The sequence below is a fragment of the Spirosoma oryzicola genome (genome assembly GCF_021233055.1).
Lineage (GTDB): Bacteria > Bacteroidota > Bacteroidia > Cytophagales > Spirosomataceae > Spirosoma > Spirosoma oryzicola.
In genome coordinates, this window is the sequence record NZ_CP089538.1 from 5,618,411 (window position 1) to 5,639,103 (window position 20,693).

General features: G+C 50.2%; 17 protein-coding genes and 1 riboswitch. Of the genes, 4 read left to right on the top strand and 13 right to left on the bottom strand.

The features are described from left to right. Window positions 1–137: 137 nt before the first annotated feature. Window positions 138–1,430: a hypothetical protein gene (locus tag LQ777_RS23735; protein WP_232560401.1), complete on the top strand. Its 1,293-nt coding sequence runs from the start codon at window positions 138–140 to the stop codon at window positions 1,428–1,430. A 266-nt stretch (window positions 1,431–1,696) separates the two neighbouring features. Next, the gene (locus LQ777_RS23740) at window positions 1,697–3,652 is read left to right on the top strand and encodes a ComEA family DNA-binding protein (protein ID WP_425276959.1); all 1,956 of its coding nucleotides are present in this window, start codon (window positions 1,697–1,699) and stop codon (window positions 3,650–3,652) included. Between the two features lie 11 nt (window positions 3,653–3,663). Here the strand turns inward: LQ777_RS23740 and LQ777_RS23745 are convergent, their stop codons facing one another. The 3 genes from LQ777_RS23745 to LQ777_RS23755 are packed head-to-tail and all read right to left on the bottom strand — an operon-like array spanning window position 3,664 to window position 6,176. Continuing rightward, window positions 3,664–4,962: a serine hydrolase gene (locus LQ777_RS23745; protein ID WP_232560403.1), complete on the bottom strand. Its 1,299-nt coding sequence runs from the start codon at window positions 4,960–4,962 to the stop codon at window positions 3,664–3,666. A gap of 55 nt (window positions 4,963–5,017) precedes the next feature. Then, the gene (locus tag LQ777_RS23750; RefSeq protein WP_232560404.1) at window positions 5,018–5,392 is read right to left on the bottom strand and encodes a DUF3037 domain-containing protein; all 375 of its coding nucleotides are present in this window, start codon (window positions 5,390–5,392) and stop codon (window positions 5,018–5,020) included. Beyond that, entirely contained in the window at window positions 5,379–6,176 is a 798-nt protein-coding gene (locus LQ777_RS23755) for a HipA family kinase (protein WP_232560405.1), read from the bottom strand. Before LQ777_RS23755 ends, LQ777_RS23750 begins: the two co-directional genes overlap by 14 nt. A 222-nt stretch (window positions 6,177–6,398) precedes the next feature. Between LQ777_RS23755 and LQ777_RS23760 the strand changes: the two genes are divergently transcribed. Continuing rightward, a complete protein-coding gene (locus tag LQ777_RS23760; protein WP_232560406.1) occupies window positions 6,399–7,223 on the top strand; it encodes a siderophore-interacting protein in 825 nt (274 codons plus the stop codon). Between the two features lie 102 nt (window positions 7,224–7,325). Further along, on the top strand, window positions 7,326–8,441 hold the full coding sequence (locus LQ777_RS23765) for a serine hydrolase domain-containing protein (protein ID WP_232560407.1): 1,116 nt from the start codon (window positions 7,326–7,328) through the stop codon (window positions 8,439–8,441). Window positions 8,442–8,573: 132 nt separating this feature from the next. Here LQ777_RS23765 and tenA read toward each other — a convergent pair whose 3' ends face one another. The 10 genes from tenA to LQ777_RS23815 all read right to left on the bottom strand — a co-directional run bounded on the left by tenA (window position 8,574) and on the right by LQ777_RS23815 (window position 20,630). Continuing rightward, a complete protein-coding gene (tenA, locus tag LQ777_RS23770; protein WP_232560408.1) occupies window positions 8,574–9,224 on the bottom strand; it encodes a thiaminase II in 651 nt (216 codons plus the stop codon). 4 nt (window positions 9,225–9,228) lie between these two features. Next, a complete protein-coding gene (gene thiD / locus LQ777_RS23775) occupies window positions 9,229–10,035 on the bottom strand; it encodes a bifunctional hydroxymethylpyrimidine kinase/phosphomethylpyrimidine kinase (protein ID WP_232560409.1) in 807 nt (268 codons plus the stop codon). Further along, complete coding sequence (thiE, locus tag LQ777_RS23780; protein ID WP_232560410.1) at window positions 10,032–10,658, bottom strand: thiamine phosphate synthase; 627 nt, start codon at window positions 10,656–10,658, stop codon at window positions 10,032–10,034. The genes thiD and thiE overlap by 4 nt, the downstream gene beginning before the upstream one ends. Next, entirely contained in the window at window positions 10,655–11,461 is an 807-nt protein-coding gene (thiM, locus tag LQ777_RS23785; RefSeq protein WP_232560411.1) for a hydroxyethylthiazole kinase, read from the bottom strand. Before thiM ends, thiE begins: the two co-directional genes overlap by 4 nt. A 51-nt stretch (window positions 11,462–11,512) precedes the next feature. After that, window positions 11,513–11,614: riboswitch (TPP riboswitch) on the bottom strand. A gap of 95 nt (window positions 11,615–11,709) precedes the next feature. Next, window positions 11,710–14,544 (bottom strand): M16 family metallopeptidase, encoded by a 2,835-nt coding sequence (locus LQ777_RS23790; RefSeq protein WP_232560412.1) that lies wholly within the window; start codon window positions 14,542–14,544, stop codon window positions 11,710–11,712. A 73-nt stretch (window positions 14,545–14,617) separates the two neighbouring features. Continuing rightward, a complete protein-coding gene (locus tag LQ777_RS23795) occupies window positions 14,618–15,013 on the bottom strand; it encodes a hypothetical protein (protein WP_232560413.1) in 396 nt (131 codons plus the stop codon). Beyond that, a complete protein-coding gene (locus LQ777_RS23800; protein ID WP_232560414.1) occupies window positions 15,010–16,179 on the bottom strand; it encodes an acyltransferase family protein in 1,170 nt (389 codons plus the stop codon). Before LQ777_RS23800 ends, LQ777_RS23795 begins: the two co-directional genes overlap by 4 nt. A 61-nt stretch (window positions 16,180–16,240) precedes the next feature. Beyond that, window positions 16,241–17,014: a hypothetical protein gene (locus tag LQ777_RS23805; RefSeq protein ID WP_232560415.1), complete on the bottom strand. Its 774-nt coding sequence runs from the start codon at window positions 17,012–17,014 to the stop codon at window positions 16,241–16,243. 364 nt (window positions 17,015–17,378) lie between these two features. Beyond that, window positions 17,379–19,352 carry a glucosamine-6-phosphate deaminase gene (gene nagB / locus LQ777_RS23810; RefSeq protein ID WP_232560416.1) on the bottom strand — a complete coding sequence of 658 codons (1,974 nt, stop codon included), beginning with the start codon at window positions 19,350–19,352 and terminating at the stop codon, window positions 17,379–17,381. A 135-nt stretch (window positions 19,353–19,487) separates the two neighbouring features. Next, window positions 19,488–20,630 carry a Gfo/Idh/MocA family protein gene (locus LQ777_RS23815; RefSeq protein ID WP_232560417.1) on the bottom strand — a complete coding sequence of 381 codons (1,143 nt, stop codon included), beginning with the start codon at window positions 20,628–20,630 and terminating at the stop codon, window positions 19,488–19,490. Window positions 20,631–20,693: the final 63 nt, after the last annotated feature.

The following is a 20,693-nucleotide window of genomic DNA, read 5'->3' on the forward strand; positions in this document are numbered from 1 at the left end:
TTAACCGTTTCGGGTCGAACAAGTCAACCGTTTGCTCGTTGGCTTACTTTAGACCATGAACCATTTTTTAAATTCTTTACGGGCCAAAGCGGTTTGTGTCCGAAAACTTTATATTTACAAAACAAAGGCTTTTCCTGATGTCGAACAAGTTTAACGCCAACGCACTTACTGAATATAGCAAGTCCTACGCCCGTCGGACAGCCAATGATTTTTACCAGAATCACTCGACCATCAATGGACAGCAAATTCTGTCGCTGACGCCCGTTAGCCAAATTAATCTTCTCGTCATCAGCAGTTTATCAGACAAGTGGCAGGCCGACGCGGAAAAGTTTCGTAGTCCGTATTTCGATTTTACCAATGCCGATGTGCAGGAAGCGTTGCAAGCCTTTATGAACACGGTGTCTCAGCATATTTGCGTTCGTCGCGAACACCTTGAACCTTTGCTTGCCGATGCGATCCGTCGGACAATTACGCTGATTTTTGACCCACGTGCGTACTTCGACGATCTGCTACGTGGGCAACCTGAATTCACGCTTACCGCTACAGCGCTCAAGCAGATCATTCGCTACACAAAGATCAATCAGTTTATTGCAACGCATATTTCGCAGCGAATGAGCGGCAAGCCATTTATTTACGTCAATCAGGCCCTGACTTACCTGGACGAAGCACTGACTCAGCGCGGTCATGAGCTAGAGCATTACGACAAATTCGTTGCGCTGTTCTCCGAGAAAGTGCCGATGAATATTCAGGCCCTGTTGCGCAGCCACGTACCTGACAGTATTCCGTCAGCACCGGGACGGTCGTTTTTCGACACCGCTACCGAATCGGGGTCGGGGGTTCCGCCTGCTCCACTGGTCCCTATCGAAAACGCAGCGTCCATCGTTCGCGCCGACGAAAACACGGTTCCTCCGGCTGTTGCACCGGTACCCGATCCAACTCCCAAACCGATGTCGATGGATGACACAACCTCGGGTGGACCTATGTTTCTCGATGGTGATTCAGGTCCGGAACCCGTTGCGCCAATCAGCCAACCTTCGCAGTTGCAAACAGGCGCAATTTCACAGCCAACGACGACCCATACCGATCAACCCATAGCTTCCGCTTCTTCGGAGACGACGCCTACCCTGAACGACACGTTGCGGGAAACAGCGCAACCCGAAGCGACGACTGTCGCTGAAACGTTTCATCGCGCACCCATCGAAAGTATTGCGCGCAGTATTTCGCTTAACCAGAAGTTCCGCTTTATCAATCAGCTTTTCAACGGCAACACAGGCGCTTACAATCAGGCTATTGCCGAGATTGATACGCTGGATAGTTACGGACAGGCACTTGACTTGATTTCTTACCGGTATGCTTCTCAATACCTCTGGGATATGAGCAGTGATGAAGTAAGCGAACTGGTCGAGATTCTGAAACGACGGTTTTCGTAATGATGCGTTAACAGCGTAAAAGAGCACGCACCGATAAATAGATCGATTTTTGCACAACAGTTACTTACGAATAACCGTACCGTCAAAGCCGGATAATCGACTCTACTGATTAACCGGTGATTAAGACGAACTTACGTACCATTTACCTACTTTTGGCAAGCTGGGGAATTGCTTGTGTCTCAGTCTATGCTCAATCGAATCCCTATAATCGAAACCCGGATCGGTCAACCGACGCAGTTGGCCGGTACATCCAGGATTTATTTCCGGTGCAGACGGAAGGCATCGATTACCAATCCGTATACGACGCCTTAACGCAGCTTTACGCGAATCCACTTGACCTTAACACGGCTACGCGGGAAGAACTCGAAGCGACGTATTTGCTTACGGAACGCCAGCTAACGAGCCTGGCAAACTACCGACTTGACGTTGGTGATTTATTGTCTGTCTACGAACTACAGGCCGTTCCTGATTTTGACTTGCCGACCATCCGTCGACTAATTCCTTTTGTGACCGTTGCCGGTACGTCCGGACTGTTTGGCAATTTGCCGACACCAACGGACAACTACCTGATTGTCCGTTACGAACAAGTAATGGAACAGCAGAAAGGCTACCAGGAAGCTATAGCCGACAAGAATGGCAAACTACCTACTCGTTACCTTGGCAATTCGCAGCAGTGGTACGCTCGCTACCGCTACAGCAGGCCACGAGCATTTAGTGTGGGATTGACACTAGAGAAAGACCCCGGAGAAGCCATGCGCTGGCAACCCTCGGCCCGTCAGTATGGCACTGATTACGTCTCTTTTCACGCACAGCTACAAAATCGTGGTCGCTGGCGCAACATCGTACTGGGCGATTATCAACTACAGGTTGGGCAGGGGCTGGTCCTGTCAGCCGGGTTTGTTCTGGGAAAAAGCGCAGAAACCGTTCAAACGGTTCGGCGGCCAACGTTGGGAGCCCGGCCTCACACATCGCTTACCGAGTACGGTTATTTCCGGGGTGCTACGGCTACCTATGCCATTCGGCCCACCCTTGACCTGACACTCATGGCCGCCCGTAACCGACGCGATGCCAACACCACAACGGATAACCAGGAAGTTATTGCGACTTCCTTGCAAACTTCGGGTCTGCACCGTACTCCATCTGAACTGGACGATCAGGGCAGTCTGCTTGAAACAAACATTGGCGCTCACCTATTGTACCATGACCGGCGGCAAAGCCAGTTAGGATTAACATTTCTACGTACCGATTTCGACAATTTTTTCCGCCGACGTAATCTGCCTTATAATCAGTACGAATTTACGGGCAAGCATAATCTTGTTGTCGGATTACACGGCGGCTATATCTGGCGCAACTGGAATTTCTTCGGTGAAGTAGCCCGCAGCAGTGGTTCAGCAACTAATTCAGGCGGTACGGGTGTCGTAATCGGTACGTTGACGAGCTTCACTAAAAAAATTGACCTTGCTATTCTGATTCGCCATTACGACCGAAATTTTCATAGTTTCTATAGCAATGGATTCAGTGAAGGCAGTAGGACGATCAACGAATCAGGTGCTTACGTAGGTGCAAAATACACGGTGTATCGCAAGTTGACTGTAAGTGCTTTTGTGGATTATTTCCGGTTCCCCTGGTTAAAGTTTTTAGTGGAAAAGCCGTCCAGTGGCTTCGATTATTTGCTACAAACACGCTATACGCCGAACCGGCAGACCGCTTTTTACGCGATCTACCACGAAGAGCACAAACAGAAGAACCTACCCGACAGCAACCCCAAGGTAATTGTCGGAACCACACGGCGAAGTTTGGCTTTTAACGCGGAGTATAAACTCACTCCTGGCCTGTCATTGCGGTCGCGGGTGCAGTGGGGAAGCTTTGCTTATTCGGCGCAATCCTCCTCGAATGGGTTTGCGCTGGTTCAGGATGCTACGTTGGAGTTGCGAAAGCTAAGTTTAAGTGGCCGAATCGCGCTCTTTGGAACCGACGATTACGACAGTCGGCAGTACGTTTACGAGCGTGATGTCCTGTACGCTTTCTCGTTTCCCGCTTATTACAATCGCGGCTTTCGGCACTATCTACTGGCGCAGTATAATCTGAACCGACATGTGACGATTTGGCTGCGCTGGTCACGGACGGATTTAATTAATCAGCAAACGGTTGGCTCCGACCTTGACCAGATCAATGCCCCGCATAAATCCGAAGTCAAGATTCAGACACGGTGGCGGTTCTGACAACCACTCGCTTAGTTATCTACATCCTTAATCACCGGACGGTCATCAGTCCGGCGTTTTTCGTACGGAACACGAAAAGCACTCAGATCAGGCGTGTGTTGGCGCTTACGTTTCAATTCATGTTGGTAGATTGTCTGGCCGAGCTGATAGAGAAATGGATGACCGATACGATCGTATTCGTATTTATCGTCGTTCAGGATGCCGTCGCTATTTACGTAAAGCGTAGCCGTCAGCATGTACTCAACGTTGTGCCGAAAGTCGGCCACGTACGATACATCCGTCATAAAGCCATACGCCCAGCCCACTTTGTTGAACACCCGAACGCCCTCCGGCATTTGGCGGTGCAGGCTATCCATAAAAAAGAACTTTACATAACTGTCGTAGTACTGCTTAGTATCGTATTTTGGGTAATTGGTTTCGCCCGGATACTGAGAAAGGTATTGGTATAGAAACTGGTAATCGTCGGGTGTTAGGTTAAATCGCTTTTGCGCCGGAACCGAAGCCGGAAACAGTACCGATTGCAACAGCTGTTGAAGGGCAGGAAGCGGTAGCTTGTTTCGTTCCGTAAAATCAAACGGCTGGTGTACCAAACTATCTCCGGCGTAGTAACCCTTTCCTAACGTCGTCACCCGGCTGAAATCGAACGGATCGGTATTGTAGGCAGCAGGTTGCGCGTAGATCGTTGTCCCGTCATTCTGAATAAACCGAACCGGGTTGGTATGCCGGTTCTCGTCGGGCGTCATGCGCACAAATCGGTGTGTGATGCGCGTATCCAGATACCCTTTCGCGTGCAGTGATCGATTGATTTCGCGCTGGCCAACAAACTCGTACATCCGGCTGTAGGCATCGTTATCGCTAACCAGAAATGCTTTTTTGATAAAATGCGCAATGGAAGGATAACCCGTTTTGGAAGTTTCGTCGTGCCATTCCTTTGTCTGCTTGCTGTAGGCGCTGTCAATTTGCATAGCCGTAAACTTAGTCACCTTCGGATTTTTGAGGTTATTCAGTTTTTCCAGCGAAAGAAGCGCTAAGGGCAATTTCACCGTAGACGCCGGATTGAAGTAACTCGTGCTGTCAACGTTGAAATAATAATTCGTAAACGACGGCTTGTTCCGCTTGTCGCGGTCGATCCGGGTATAAATTAGTTGCAATCGGTAGGTATCAGGATGCTTGATGACTTCCTGAAAGACCGGATTCTGGTTGGTAGCAAACAATTTGGTTAGAAAAGCATCAGTCCGGGGCTGCCCGTAACTGACGGTCGCTAAAGCACATAGCATACCGATAAGCTTTTTCGGAATGGATAAGGACATAGGCATGAAATGACACAAAAACGAAAGTAGCTGATTTCGCATCTGCCCGGTTCGCTTAGAGAACTTGCTGCGTAAACAGCCGAGCCAGCGTTTCGCCAGCATCCGTACATAAACCTGGATGGACAGGCGAGGTCTGTACTACTGTACTGCGCATAGCCGTTAGCCAGCGAAAGCGAGATGCTATCGCCAATTGGCCAATGGCTCCCCCCTCTTTGCGTCCGGCACAGATTCGCTCAAAAGCGCGTAGACGATCGTGAAGTTCCTCAATATCCAGCTCAGCGGAAAAAGCCCGAAGCCGATTTTCGTTTAATTCGAATACCGTTTTCAGAAAGCCTTGTGCTGGACAATACACAATAACGCCAACATTCAGAAACTCTTCTCGCTCAACGCGTGGCATAACCCGAATAACGGCGTACTCAAACAAGTGCATTTCTAGCCTCCTTTGCTGCTTTGACAAATAATTCTGATGTGGCAACCCGGTTCGCTAAAAATTGGGCGTATACCTGCCGCTGTTCATCTGCCGATTCGGGCATGGATTCATTGGTGAGCCATTCGTCGGGAATCAACGCAACGATTGCCTCAATACGCTCAGTGGTAAGAATCTGCCGGAATTGTGCATCAACCGCATCGAGTTCGGTCGCCTGTGGTAACAACACATGATCTTTGACCTGCGCGAATGGTCGGCGGCTTTGCTCTTTCCAGTTTTGCCAGGAATGGTGAAAATAAAGTGATGCGCCATGATCGATCAGCCACAATTCCTTGTGCCAAATAAGCATGTTCGTGTTACGCACAGTTCGATCAACGTTTGTAATCAAACAGTCGAGCCAAACAATTTGCGAAGCCAGTAGCGGATCGACGGTTGTTACCAGCGGATCGAATGTAATGGAGCCCGACAGGTAATGAAGCGCCAGATTAAGCCCCTCACTGGCTCGAAGCAAATCCTGAATTTCTTCGTCGGGCTCGGTTCGGCCAAAGGCTTCATCCAGATTGGCAAAGACAAGTTCAGGTATCCGTAACCCAAGCAATTGCGCGATTTCACCACCGATCAGTTCGGCAATAAGCGCCTTCGTACCTTGCCCGGCCCCGCGAAATTTCAGCACGTACAGGAAATCATCATCAGCCTCAACCAGGGCTGGCAATGACCCGCCTTCGCGCAACGGTTTGCCGTACCGTATTACATTAACTGTCCGAAGCTCAGGTTTGGTAGCACTCACAATGATTCGTTCAAATTGAGTCGAAACCCACTCAAGGGCCGAAACTGGGAAATTTCGGGAAATTTAAGCCTTTTTGACAAACCAGACTGCATAGCCTGTCCGGTTGTTGGATAGACTCAACAACTATTTTCAATCTTTATTCTCCAATGGCTTTTAATTAACAAATACTCAGTTTAGATTTATTCTAAACAATCTACAATACCCAGAAGGATCATACTACTCATGAACACAAGAGCGCCACGGCCTATTATCCTCGAATCAGCCCAAGTTGTTCACGTCCGCGACATCACTCCGCACATGCGACGGGTTGTGGTAGCCAGCGACGGCCTGATTGGCCTGTCTGGCCTGATGCCCGGCATCCACCTTAAAATCTTACTCCCCCAACCGGGTCAGGAAAAGCCTCTACTGCCAACGTTCGATGCGAATGGGCAGCCTTTACCAGTACCCGACGAAAGCCGCCCGACAGTTCGGACGTATACCGTACGGTCTTTCGAGCCGCAGACAGGTGAGTTAGCGATTGACTTCGTTCTTCACGGCGATGAAGGTCCTGCTTCGGCCTGGGCCACGCACGTTCAGATCGGTAATTACCTGGGTGTAGCCTTGCGACCCAACATTGCTTATCGGGAAGCCGACTGGTATTTACTGGCCGGGGACCAAACCGCCTTACCAGCTATCGGGGCTATTCTGGAGCAATTGCCCGCTACCGCCAAGGGAGTAGCCTTTGTCGAAATTCCCGATGAAACCGAGGAACAACCACTAGAGTATGATGCGGATATTCAATTGCACTGGTTGCACCGAAACGGTATTGAAGCGGGTAAAAGCTCCCTGTTGCAGGAAGCTATTTTCGAAACTGTCATCCCCGATGCGCAAAAGCAAACCCGCTTTGTCTGGGTAGCTACGGAAGTCATGGCGACCAAGGAAATTCGGGATTATCTGCGCATGAAACACCGGTTGGCGAACCACGAGCTACATGCAGCGGCTTACTGGAAACTGGGCATGACCGAAGATGCCTACCATGAACTGCGCCACCGGGAGGCTCAACAATAGGACAAAAACGGCAAATCGAGGCAGGTAGCTAAGATTGTTTCCGCGTTTCACCGCGAATGCTACGGGAATGGCTATTTTTAGCCATCCCATTGTTTGCCACTGATGAAATTTCTCGTTCACTGCTTCTTTACTTCTTTATCCTGCCTGACCGTATTTTTCGTTTCCTGTAGTCGACCACGAACCGGCTCATCAGTTCAACTGGAAGCGCAACTCAACTCACTTTTTGCCAGTGCTCCTGATTTTAGCGGTGTCGTGCTTATTGCTGACAAAGGAAAACCCGTTTATCAGAAAGCGTTCGGCTACAAGAGTTTTGACACAAAGGAGCCAATCACCCTTTCGTCAATTTTTGAGCTAGCCTCTGTCTCGAAGCAGTTCACGGCTATGACGATTATGATGCTCAACGAACAAGGCAAGCTGCACTATGACGACCTGATCGAAAAATATATTCCGGGATTGCCGTATCCGGGCATCACAATTCGTCATCTGCTGAACCACACATCGGGGTTACCCGATTATCAGGCGGTAATGGACGAGCATTGGGATAAGAGCAAAGTGGCGAACAATGGTGATAACATCACTTACCTGATTCAATACCACCCACCCCGGCTGTTTGAACCGGGCGAAAAATATACCTACAGCAACACTGGTTATATGCTGCTGGCAAGCATTGCTGAAAAAGCGTCAGGGCAGGATTTCGTTGAATTTTGCCGGGAGCGGATTTTTAAGACGGTCAATATGACGCAAACGGATATTCGCACGGGTGAGGACAAACGCAAACTAGCGAACATGGCGTGGGGACATATGTACGTTCCAGAAAAAAAGCGATACGTCCGGGCCGACTCATTCCCGCAGTTCGATTACTCGATTTGGCTAGGAAACCGCAAAGGGCCGGGTCGTGTTAGTTCTACGGCTGGCGACCTTTTGAAATGGGACCGGGCCTTGTACGCTAATCGTCTGGTTAGTCAGCAGACACTAACCGATGCCTTCACCCCGGCTAAATTGAATGATGGGACCTTGTCACCGTATGGCTTTGGCTGGAATCTCAGACAGAGCGATAAACTGGGTAAGATTGTATGGCATGATGGCGACAATCCCGGCTACAAAACGCAGATTATCCGGTACATCAACGCCGACAAAACAGTGATCATCCTTTGTAACAACGCCCACGAAAAGTTGCCAAGTATGCTAAAAACGATAGAGGCTTTGATCGAAGAATAGCTTAGTTGTGGTGTGGTGTCGGGTTGGGCCTGAATTCGAGTGGTGTCGGTTTCTCAAAACCGACAAGAGGTATTGCTGCCAAGTGTCGGTTTTGAGAAACCGACACCACTCACCCGACACCACAACGATCACTCAAACGAGCCATCGATTTTGGGTATACGCATCGTTCCAGAAATACCACTCCAACCGACTCGACACCCGAAAAGCCTCCTGCATGTTCGCCCGCTCGGTTGGGCTTGCTAGCTCGGCAAACTGATCGGTTAGCCGGAGCATTTGCGTCACCGACTGATCAAACGCATCACCGGCGTAGGTGTCTATCCAGGCGCGGTACGGATTTTCCCGAATGGCCTGCTGGTAAATGTACTTGCCTACCTGCCGATAAATCCAGAAGCAAGGCAGTACAGCGGCTGCCCCTACGGCAATGGATTGCAAGGATGTCGTTGCCAGCAAATAATTGGTGTAAGCAAAACAAGCCGGCATCTTGGTTGTCTCCGGCTCAATGGCGTACAGCGAAAAATACGTTTCGTGCAACGCGCGCTCCACCAGGATTGCATTCTGGGCGAACTGCGTGAACTGAAGCATATCGTCTGGGTTTGCGGAGCGAGCGGCCAGTTGGCTCAACGCCCGACTGAAATCAGCCAGATAAAGCGCATCCTGCTGAATGTAATACTGAAATGTGGGCGATGGTAGACTACCTGCCATTAACTCTTCCACAAAACCGTGGCTCAGAATGGCTTCGTACACAGGAGCGATCTCCTGCCAAAGTTGGTCCGTAAACGTCATAGCTTTATTGCCAAATGCTGTAAAAATGATGAACTGGCCCATGTCCGTGTCCCAGTCGATAGTCGGCCCCAGCCTGAAGCGCCTGCGTAAGATAAGCCTTAGCTGCACCTACAGCCTCAACCATCGACAGCCCCTTAGCCAGACCGGCTGCAATAGCCGACGAAAGCGTACAACCCGTTCCGTGTGAGTTGTTGGTGGGTATGCGCTCCGTTTGGAACTGGTGTTGTTCGCTCCCGGAAATATACAGCAGATCCGTGCTCTCAACCGTATCCAAGTGACCGCCTTTTACCAGAATAGCACCGGGACAAAGTTTCGCCAGATCGACAGCCGCCGGGTACATATCAGACTTGGTTTCAACCGGTCGGCCTAACAGCACACTTGCCTCGGGTAAGTTGGGTGTAATAATCGAAGCAATGGGTAGCAAATAGCTTCGTAAGGCGTCAATGGCTTCGTCCTGCAAGAGTTTATCCCCACTTTTTGCCACCATCACAGGATCAAGCACAATATTGGTTACCTCAAATTCGGTTAGGGTTTCGGCTACCTGCCTGATCACTTCCGGCGTATGCAACATGCCTATTTTGACTGCATCAGTACCAATGTCGCTCAGGACAGCCTTCAACTGCTCAGCGATGAAGGCAGCTGGTACGGCTAAAATATCCGTCACGGCCTGGGTATTTTGAGCTGTCAGCGCCGTCAGCACCGACATGCCGTAGCAGCCAAGCGCCGAAAACGTTTTCAGATCGGCCTGGATACCGGCTCCCCCTCCACTATCGGAACCGGCAATGGTCAATGTACGTGTGTAAGTTTTCATACGCTTTCGTCAATGAGTTGGATAAGCGCGCAGGTAGCTTCGTAAGGAGACGGATGGCCACAGATAGCCGAGACAACCGCGGCACCCGTTACGCCCATTTGCATTACCTGCTGAATAGTGGATGCGTTGATACCACCGATGGCAAATGTCGGCAGGTTTGTCTGGGCACAGATTGCCCGCAGCCCGTCCAAGCCAAGTAAACTGGACGTGTCCTGTTTTGTATCCGTTGGAAACACAGTTGCGACGCCCAGGTAATCGACATCGGCATCCGTTATCGTCTGTAACTCGGCTAAATTATTGACGGATAAACCAATCACCTTTCCCCGTCCAATCAGCGAACGAACCATTATGGACGGCATATCGTCCTGACCGACGTGGACACCGTCAGCATCAACGGCCAAAGCCACATCAACCCGATCATTGATGATCAGTTTAGCGCCGTAGTGCTGTGTAATGCGTTTAACCTCCGCTGCCACAACCATAAACTCTCGCGTTGACAGTTCCTTTTCCCGCAATTGCACCCACTTCACACCCGCCCGACACGCTTCTTCCACTACGAAGGGTACCGTGTGGCCTGCCGCCCGCGCAATCAGGCTGTCGGTGACCAGATACAGCGGGCTCACAGTATGGTTAATTTAAGCCGTTCGACAATATCCGATTTTGTTAACCCATACAGCGCATCCAAAAAGTTAAGCTGTAAACTACCTGGTGCCGGATTTTTCAACGCAGCTAATTCGCCTGCTATTCCCATGACAGCCATCGCCTGGGTAGCGGCCTGAAAATAATCCGTGTCGACAGCCGCAAATGCACCAGCCAGCGCCGTAGCGGTACAGCCCATACCCGTTACCTTGGTCATGAGTGGGTGACCATTATCAATTGTTGCGGTCTGTTCACCCTGGATAATATAATCCGTTTCTCCACTGATGACCACAACGGAACCCCACACCGAACTCAACCGCCGACCAGCGTCTACGGCGGCATCGGACCCGTACAGGCTGTCAACTCCCTTTGTCTGCGCGTTCAGTCCAGCCAGTGCCATAATTTCGGAAGCATTACCACGAATGATGTCGGGCGCAGCCAGCGCTAACAATTCGGCGCTGACGGTATTACGGTAAGTCGTAGCGCCAACACCGACGGGATCGAAAATGATAGGTTTGCCCAACTCCTTTGCCCGGCGCATGGCGCGTTTCATACCCGCAACGAAGGTGGCATCCAGCGTACCGATGTTAACGACCAGCGCACTCGCGATAGCCACGAAATCGTCTACTTCTTCCGGTGCGTGAACCATCGCGGGCGAAGCACCCAGCGCTAACAGGGCATTCGCCGTGTTGTTCATGACCACGAAGTTGGTAATGCTGTGGACAAGTGGAGCCTGATCGCGAATTCGCGTTATGTCGGCCCAGATCGATTGTGATGACAAATACATGTTGCTGTTGAAAGAGTTAGTAAACAGCAACTTTAGAGGAGAGGTAGCGACGTATGCGCCTTAACTTTTCCCTACGGCAGTACAAGCTGCATCAGGTAGTGAGGGTATTCTCTCAGTCTGGTCCACGCAGGCCAGACACCCCTAAAGTTGTCGGGCAAAGGTAGGCGATAACATTGGTAAAAGAAAAACGGCAGCCGGTACAGATCGATCCGTACCGGCTGCCGCTCTCAGCAGGTCTACCTTTGCCGTTACTTTTTCTCCGGCATCAGCACCAGACGAATGTAGTTTGACCCAAAATAGGTGTTGGCAGACTCTTTCGTGCTTTCAACGGTTACCTTGTTCAAGTGCTCTTTTTCGTGCAACACTTCATCGGGAGCATCCCCATTGTAGTACTGATTCTGTAAATAACCGAGCCAGAACTGATTGTCTTTCAACTGCACTTCGGTTTCGCGCTGGGTTTCGGCCTTGAACTTGGCAATGTCGGTGGGTAACGCCCCTTTCTGTTTCAGGTCGTTGATCAACTCCTGCGTTTTGGCAATCAGTTTTTCGACATTGTCGGGGGCGCAACCAAAACCAATCCGGAAGGTATAGCGCGGAACGGGGTATTTGCTGTAGGCCGCATTGGCGCTTACACCGTAGACGCCACTCTCTTCTTCGCGAAGCTTCTCGATCAGTTTGATTTCAAGCACTTCGGCGAGTGCATCGAGTTGCGTTGTCGTTTCGGGCGACCAGGTAAGATCACCACTGTAAACCAGTTGAACGCTTGCTTTTGGATCAAGCCCTTTATACACCGTTTTGCTGATCTGGCCAGAAGGAATCCGAATGCCAAGGTCTTTAAACTTCTCAGCCTTACCGGTTGATGGTAAACCGCCGAGGTATTTTTCAACTAACGGCTTAAGCTGGTCCTCCTTGAAATTACCGACGAAATAAAACGTGAAATCACCGGCATTCGCAAAGCGCTCCTGATAGACTTTCAATGCTCTGTCCAGATCAATTTTGTCCAAATCCTCTGGCTTGAGGGGCTGACGACGGGGATTGTTACCACCCAATGTCACCTGCACCGTATCCTGAAACACCCGCGCGGGTGTTGGGGTATTGATCTGATTTTGTAAAGCACTCCGCTGATTAGACAGGAAACCTTTTACTACGTCCGGATCTTTACGAGGCTGTGTGAAGTAACTATACAACAGTTGCAGCGCCGTTTCTAGATCTTTCGGAGCTGCGCTTCCGTTGACGCCCTCGCTCAACTCACCTACGTAGGGATACACGCTAACCTGCTTACCGGACAAAAATTTACCCAACTGAACCTGGTTGTAAGCCCCCGTTCCGCCCATGGCTGCCAACGTGGACGAGAACCGCGCCGACGTAAAATCGTTCAGGTCATAGAGCGAGGTTCCACCAAAGCTACTGGCAGAAAAAAGAATCTGATCGTTTTTAAAATTCGTCGGCTTCAAGACCACCCGAACGCCATTTTTAAGCGTCCATTCGGTCACATCAATATCCTTGATCTGCTTTTCGCTCACAACGGGCGAACCGGTTGGCTGCGTAGTCAGCAAGGGACTGTCGATGGTTTTATCATCATAAGCGGTCAGCCCTTTTCCAGCGTTGTCAACGTAGCTGAGGATTTGCTCAACCGTTGGTAGTTTAGCCTTGTCTTTTTCGGGAGCCATGACGATAACTGCCCGATTGTCGTTGTGGATAAACTGATCGACCAACGCATTGACTTCCTGCAACTTGATACCATCCTGCTCTTTTTTGAGGAAGTTGTAGTAAAACTCAATGCTGGTGTACGGTTCTTTGTCTGTGAAATTCTGAACGTACTCATTGACGTAATTGACCGAACGAGTTTTGTCACGCTCGCTGTATGCCTGCTCAACGTTCGTCATGAATTCCTGCTTGGCCCGTGCTAACTCAGTAGCCGTAAAACCAAATTGCTTGACCCGCGCATTCTCGTCAAGCACTGCCCGAATAGCGCGCTCCACATTCCCTTCTTTGGCCACCGCAATAGACGTAAACGCGTCCAAGTTCCCCAGAAAATCACTGTAATTGCTGTAACCACCCAGGAACGGAGGATCAGCCTGTTGCGTCAATTCCTGAATCCGGTTACCCAACATCGTGTTGAACAAACCGCGTTTGATGCTTTCCCGCAGATCGTTCAACGTTTTTTCCTTGATCTCGGGACGCTTATAAATGACCTGAATCACCGTGTTAGGCTGTTCGGGGTCCGTCACGATAGCAACTTTCGTGTCTTTATGCGCCGGTATATCGTATTCGATACGCGGTTTGGGATTCTTGACAACCGGAATACGTCCGAATTTTTCGCGGATGATTCCCTCGACTTCCTTTGTATCAAAATCCCCAACGGCAATGACAGCCATCAGATCGGGCCGGTACCAATCCTGGTAAAACTGGCGAAGGGTTTCGGTTTTGAAGGTCGTCAATACCTGTTCGGTGCCGATGGGCAGACGCTTCGAGTACTGCGAGTTATTGAGCAGAATTGGAAAGTACTCGTCGCGCATGCGCTGTCCGGCCCCGCGTCCAAGCCGCCGTTCTTCCAGAATAACCCCACGCTCTTTATCTACCTCTGTCGGATCAATGGTTGCGTTGTGCGCCCAATCTTCCAGAATCTGAAACGCTTTCCGGAATACGTTGGCCGAATCGGTCGGGACAGGCAACTGATACACCGTTTCGTCAAAGCCCGTATACGCGTTCAGATCAGCGCCGAAACGTACTCCCGACGATTGCAGAAAGTTAACCAGCTCATTCTTCGGAAAATTCTTTGTGCCGTTAAACTCCATGTGCTCCATGAAGTGCGCCAGGCCCTGTTGATTGTCATTCTCCAGTACCGACCCCGCCCGGATGACCAGACGCAGTTCGGCCCGGTTTTTCGGCTCGGCGTTTTTACGAATGTAGTAGGTCAAGCCGTTGGGCAACTTACCGACTTTTACGGCCGGGTCGGTCGGGATGGGGCTATTTAGTGAAATTGCCGTTTTAGGAGCCGGCGATTTTGGTTTAGGCGCGGACTGCGCTAAAGCTATTGTAACACCGAGCAACATACCCAGTGTAAGCGGAAAACGTACCATTCGGTCGTTTGATATAAGGTTATAGTTCTGTAACTAAAGTATATGGTAATAACGACAAAGGTAGACGAAACGTTTATCGCTTACACACTAACAAAATGGCAACGATAACGGAGGCTATCACCGAGAACCAGCAAATGGCAATTACCCATTTAATCGGGATTTCCCACATGGGTGGATGGGTCAGTGCTACGCCATCCTCTACATCAACAGTACCGTAAGAATTGCGTTCGTAGAAATCGTCCCAGTCCGTATAATCTGCGAAGCAGGCTAAGGCATTCAGTAAATCAGGAGAGGGCGCTTCGGATGTTTGCCAAAACACTTGTAGTTCCAAAGCGTCGATGCGCTGGTGGGTGTACGTGTGGATACGATCACTCAACTGCACGAAATCACGGGGTCGCCAGTGCGATGACGGCTCCCAATTGAGAATGCGTTCGATTTGATACTTGAGGTCGGTAGTGTGCTGAGTCACACCTTAATAATAACATTTTTTCGGTACATCCACCACAAAATTCCAAACCAAATGAGCACGAAAGTCAACGCTCCGGCCAGCGATGCATTGGTTGGGTCCGAAAAAAGTGGTGCAATGAATGAGCGATATAAGTACTCTTTCAGGCCAGTCTTTGTACCATCCGGCTGATCAACATGAATGAGGTTCATGATGCGGGGAATCAGACCCGACAGAAAGAAGACGGTAATAGCATTAATGCCGAACGCTACGAAAGGAAGCACACCGCGCCGGTAATTCTTCACGTCGATCAGCCAATAACAAATCGCCAGTCCGAGCATGGCAAGACCACCCGCCAGCAAGACAAACGAACTGGTCCAAAGCGCTTTGTTAATCGGGAAAAAGCTGTTCCAGATGAGCCCGGCTAACGTTGTCAGACAGCCAACCGTGAAAAGCCAGGCAGCTTTCTCAGCTGGAGATTGGTCGGCCCGTAGCCACGTTCCCGTTAGTACGCCAAGCAATCCGGTACCAATAGCGGGAAGTGTACTGAGCAACCCCTCAGGGTCCCAGACTTTAGCGGGTTTATAAACGTGCGCAGGTGTAATCAATGTCCGGTCGAACCAGGCTGCCAGATTCGTTTCCGGTTCGAGGTTAGGGTAGCCCACACCGGGAACGGGTACCAACGTCATTAGTAGCCAATAGCCGATCAGCAGCACCGCTAATAGCGTAACTTGCTGACGAGAGGTTGTTTTCAGGAAGATCAGGGAACAGGCTAGATAGACCAGCGCAATCCGTTGCAATACCCCCGGTATACGAACGGTCGTAATATCGAATTTAGGAAAGAAATTCAGGAACAAGCCTAGCAGGAAAAGCGTCGCGCTCCGCTTCACGATCTTGCCGACAATACCTTTCTTGCCTTCGTTCTCAAATTTTCCGGCTCCTCCCAACGCAAAAGTTATCGACACGCCGACGATAAACAGGAAAAAGGGAAAAATCAAATCCGTGGGCGTCCAGCCATTCCAGGCGGCATGTTCGAGGGGCGCGTAGATATGGCCCCAGTCGCCGGGGTTGTTAACCAGGATCATGGCCGCTACCGTGAGGCCCCGGAAAAAATCCAGCGATAGCAGACGTCCGGAAGCAACTGACGTTGATTGAACGTTAGCCGTACTCGTCGAGACAAACGATTGCATAAGAATCAGGAATAGATTACGAAACGCAGGTTTTTCGAAGGTACGACTAGATTACGAAACCTTAACCAAACACGTTCTTCAACTTCTTTTCCAGATCGGTTTCTAACTTCAGCAATCCCTCTGCGTTGGGTAAATACGTCAGAGCGCGGTGGTGCCGAAGATCAAACGGAATATCATTGACCGATTGCGTGATGGGAACAACGACCTTCCCAAGCGTGTGGGCGACGCCTGTTTCGTAGAATACGTTTGGATTACGATCGGTAAAATCGGTAATGACGGCTTTTGAGGTATAGATTAAATCAAACACGTCCTGAATAAGAATACTATTATCCCAAATATCGTCGGCTCGTCTACATTCAATGCCCAGTCTGGCGCATACATTTCGAATGGCGGTGTACGTTCCGGTAAATCGAGCTTCAAATGGCATCATTACGGATAGTACCGTTGACTCAACGGGTTTGTCGGGTATTCGGAAAACGTCGGGCGCAAACGTAATTACACGTTCGGGAGCAACGACCTGAACGGTAGAAATATACTCCGGTATTACGCGAACCGAGCGGCTCATTGTTGCTTTTTTAGCCTCCACAAATCGCTCAATTTCGTATAGATTACTGCTACTTTCGCTGAGCAACTTCGACAAGACCTGCAAGCTATTCCCCTCGTAATCATCATCTTTGAAGTCAAGGCTGCGCAACAGCCGGGGATGATCCTCAATCAGTTCCAAGCTGTCAGTCAGGTACGCTACCTTGATCCAATCGGATTTTGTAAAGTGATCCTGAATAAACTCATGCAGCGCAAATAGCCGAAGCGTTCGCTGCTTATTTTGTCTTGTCATGTTGTTGACAGAAGTTCAATTATAATACAACTATTATATAATGGTGCAATTATATCTAAAATCTATATCACAATAACTAGTTACTCGATATTTTAATATCGCTAGTCCTTCATTTTCATTCACTCAGAAGTAAATCGGTATATTGTGTGATTGCTGCATTGTACCATTCAACTAGTAAAGCTTGTCTCTGGTATGGGTTCTTGTGGTGTCGGCTCGTGTGGTGTCGGTTTCTCAAAACCGACAGTTGGCGTCATCAACCCGTGTCGGTTTCTCAAAACCGACACCACGTAGAGTCTCTATCGCAAGCATAAAAAAGCCCCGTATGAAACGTTTCATACGGGGCAAAAAACTATTGCTATTGTTCTTAATATTTCCAGCGGACGAAAGCTTCCATTGCTTCGTATTCGGCCAGACCAAGACGGTTATATAATTCAGCCGTACCCCGGTTGCGTTCTTCGGCACGTTGCCAGAACTCCCGCGAGTCGGTTCCCTGGTATACCACGCCGTCTTTCTGCGACTGGTGCTTGAAAATACCAAACCGCTTTTTCGTTACCTGGTCAGGCGACATAGGAACAGCCATTTCAATTTCGTGAATGTCCCACTCGGCCCAGGCACCACGATATAGCCATACCCAGCATTCTTTCATGAAGTCGGCTCCTTTCAGGCGACGAACAGCTTCGAGAACAGCATCCAGACAAACTTTATGCGTACCGTGCGGATCGGCCAGATCACCAGCTGCATAGATCTGATGCGGCTTAACTTCTTCGATCAGCGCCATCGTAATCTTGATGTCTTCCTCGCTAAGCGGTTTCTTGGCGACTTTCCCCGTTTCGTAGAAAGGCATGTTCATGAAGTGAGCCTGCTCGACCGGAACACCAACAAACCGGCAGGTTGCTTTCGCTTCACCCATCCGAATAAGTCCTTTCACGTAGCGCACCTCAATCGTATCCATCTCGCTATCCTTCTTCTCCCGCAGCGATGCAGCCGCATCCTGGAAAATCCGGGTAGCTTCGGGGCTATTGATGCCAAACTTACTGTTGAAATCCACAACGTAATCAGCAAAGCGCAGGGCTTCGTCATCCGCCACAGCGATGTTGCCCGATGTCTGGTAGCCAACGTGTACTTCGTGACCCTGATCAACTAACCGCTGGAACGTGCCCCCCATCGAGATAATGTCATCATCCGGGTGTGGGCTAAAGATCAGGCAGCGTTTTTTGGCAGGTTGCGCCCGTTCGGGACGGTTCGTGTCATCAGCGTTTGGTTTACCACCCGGCCAACCTGTGATTGTGTGCTGAAGCTGGTTGAAGACGTCAATGTTGATATCGTACGACTGACCGTATTGGGCCAGCAGATCGCTCATTCCATTGTCGTTATAATCCCGGTCCGTTAATTTCAGGATCGGTTTATCAAGCGCCAGCGACAGGTACGTGACCGCCTTCTTCTTCATGTTATTGTCCCACACAACCGAATCCACCAACCAGGGTGTTTTCATGCGGGTCAGCTCAGAAGCAGCCGCCGTGTCAATCACAAACAGCGCGTTCCGATGCGTTTGCAGGTAAGAAGCCGGGTTCAATTCTGTTACTAAACCTTCAACGGCTCCGCGAATAACCGGCGCTTTGCGTTCACCCCAGGCCAGCAGCACAACACGGCGCGCATTCAGGATGCTGGATACCCCCATCGTAATTGCTTTCCGGGGTGTTTTGGGCAATCCGCCAAAATCAGCCGCTGCGGCAGCACGCGTCGAATTATCGAGCATCATCAGGCGGGTGTGCGAGTTGATGAGCGAACCCGGCTCGTTGAAGCCAATGTGACCGTTACCACCAATACCGAGCAGCTGAAAATCGAGGCCGCCAGCGGCTTCGATCTGGGCTTCGTACTGTTTCGAAAACTCAGCTACTTTATCAACCGACAGTGTTCCATCCGGCACGTGATAGTTTCCCTGAGGAATATCGACGTGATCGAACAGTTGCTCCCGCATAAACCGCCAGTAGCTCTGCAACGAATTTGGCTCCATCGGGTAATACTCGTCCAGGTTGAACGAAACGACGTTGCGGAAACTAAGCCCTTCTTCGCGGTGCATCCGAATCAGTTCGGCGTAAACCGTTTTGGGAGACGAGCCGGTTGCCAGCCCAAGAATGCAGGGCTTGCCTTCACTCTGTTTCTGCCGAATCAGGTCAGCAATTTCCTGCGCCACCGCCAACGACGCAGCTTTCGCGTCGGCGTAGATGTGGGTAGGAATTTTTTCGTACGTAATAGCCGATTGGATAGGGCCACCGGTAGGTAATGCACCCGGCAATTGCCCGTCCAGGTTGTCGAGTAGTTGAGACTCCGAGATCATGCGCTATGCGGAGAGATTAGATAAGATACGGCAAATGTCGCAAAAAATCAGGGAGTTCGTATGACTACTCGGGTTCACGCGGGTATATTTTTAAATTTTTTTATTAATTGTAGCTATTCGTGACTGAACGGTCGTCTACTGACGTGCTAACTGATCCGCTTCAGCCGCTGTTTGCAGTGAATTTAGTCCGTTTTCTTCCCGAATGATGCGGTGCGTTTCCGGATAGTGAATAGCAGAAACCTGATCGCGGAACATCAACCGAAGTAGTTCACTGTAGAGATGCTGCTTCTCCGTCTCGAATCCGTATCGAATTTCGATTTGCTGGTAGGCGTTGAATTCTTTGTGCCGTCCACGCAGTGGTAAATCCTTACCACCGATGTTGCCCGTTACATTGAGCTGGGCACCGGGAAACAAATCCATCAGCGCGCGTGTCGTTTCTTCGTCAGCCACGCACCGTAGTACGATGCGCGTTGGCACCCACTCAAAAAGCGTAATATCGCCCCGTTCGAACAACAACCGCATTTCCTGCCGGTCCATCCGACCCGTCTGCGTAAAGCCGTGGTAAAAGTTGACCAGTTTGCGGCCCGTCTCGTCATCACCGTACTCCACCGTTGCCTGTACCTGATCTTCAATATCGTTGCTATTAGGCCGCTTCACGATCTGGGCCGATTTTACGGTTCCCTCACCGAGCCAACCCGAAAACATATCGAAGAAGTGAACGCCATGCTCGATGAAAATACCACCGCTTTTGCTTCGATCCCAGAACCAGTGTTCAGGTGAAAGCCCTTCATCACCGGCGTAGTTTTCGAAATAACCGTGCAGAAATTCACCCAGCAGCTTTTTATCGATCAGGTGCTTTATCCGGGCAAACATGGGGTTGTAGCGCTGCATGAGGTTCGTTACCATGAGCAGCCCTTTTTCCCTGGCCTTTTCGATCATTTCACGGCCTTGTTCTGGATTCATGGCCAACGGTTTCTCACAAATGACGTGTTTACCCGCGTTCAGGGCCAGCATGGCTTGCTCGTAGTGCAAAAACGGTGGTGTAGCGATGTAGACAACATCAACCTCCGGGTGGTTTACCAGTTCCTCCAGACTTTCGAGTTGCTCGGCACCGAAACGCTTGGCTGTTCGGATAGCTTCCTCCCGTTTTGATCCGGCAATTGCCACCAGTTTCGTGTGCGGAGTCTGAAGAAACTGCTGAACGGCAAACAAGCCAAAGCCACCCATACCGATCACTCCAATTCCAATTTCGCGGTTTTCCGACGTATTTGTTTCCATAGTAACACGAGTTGTATTCACGGAAACAACCGCCAGCACAAGCTTAATGTTGGATTTAGCTTA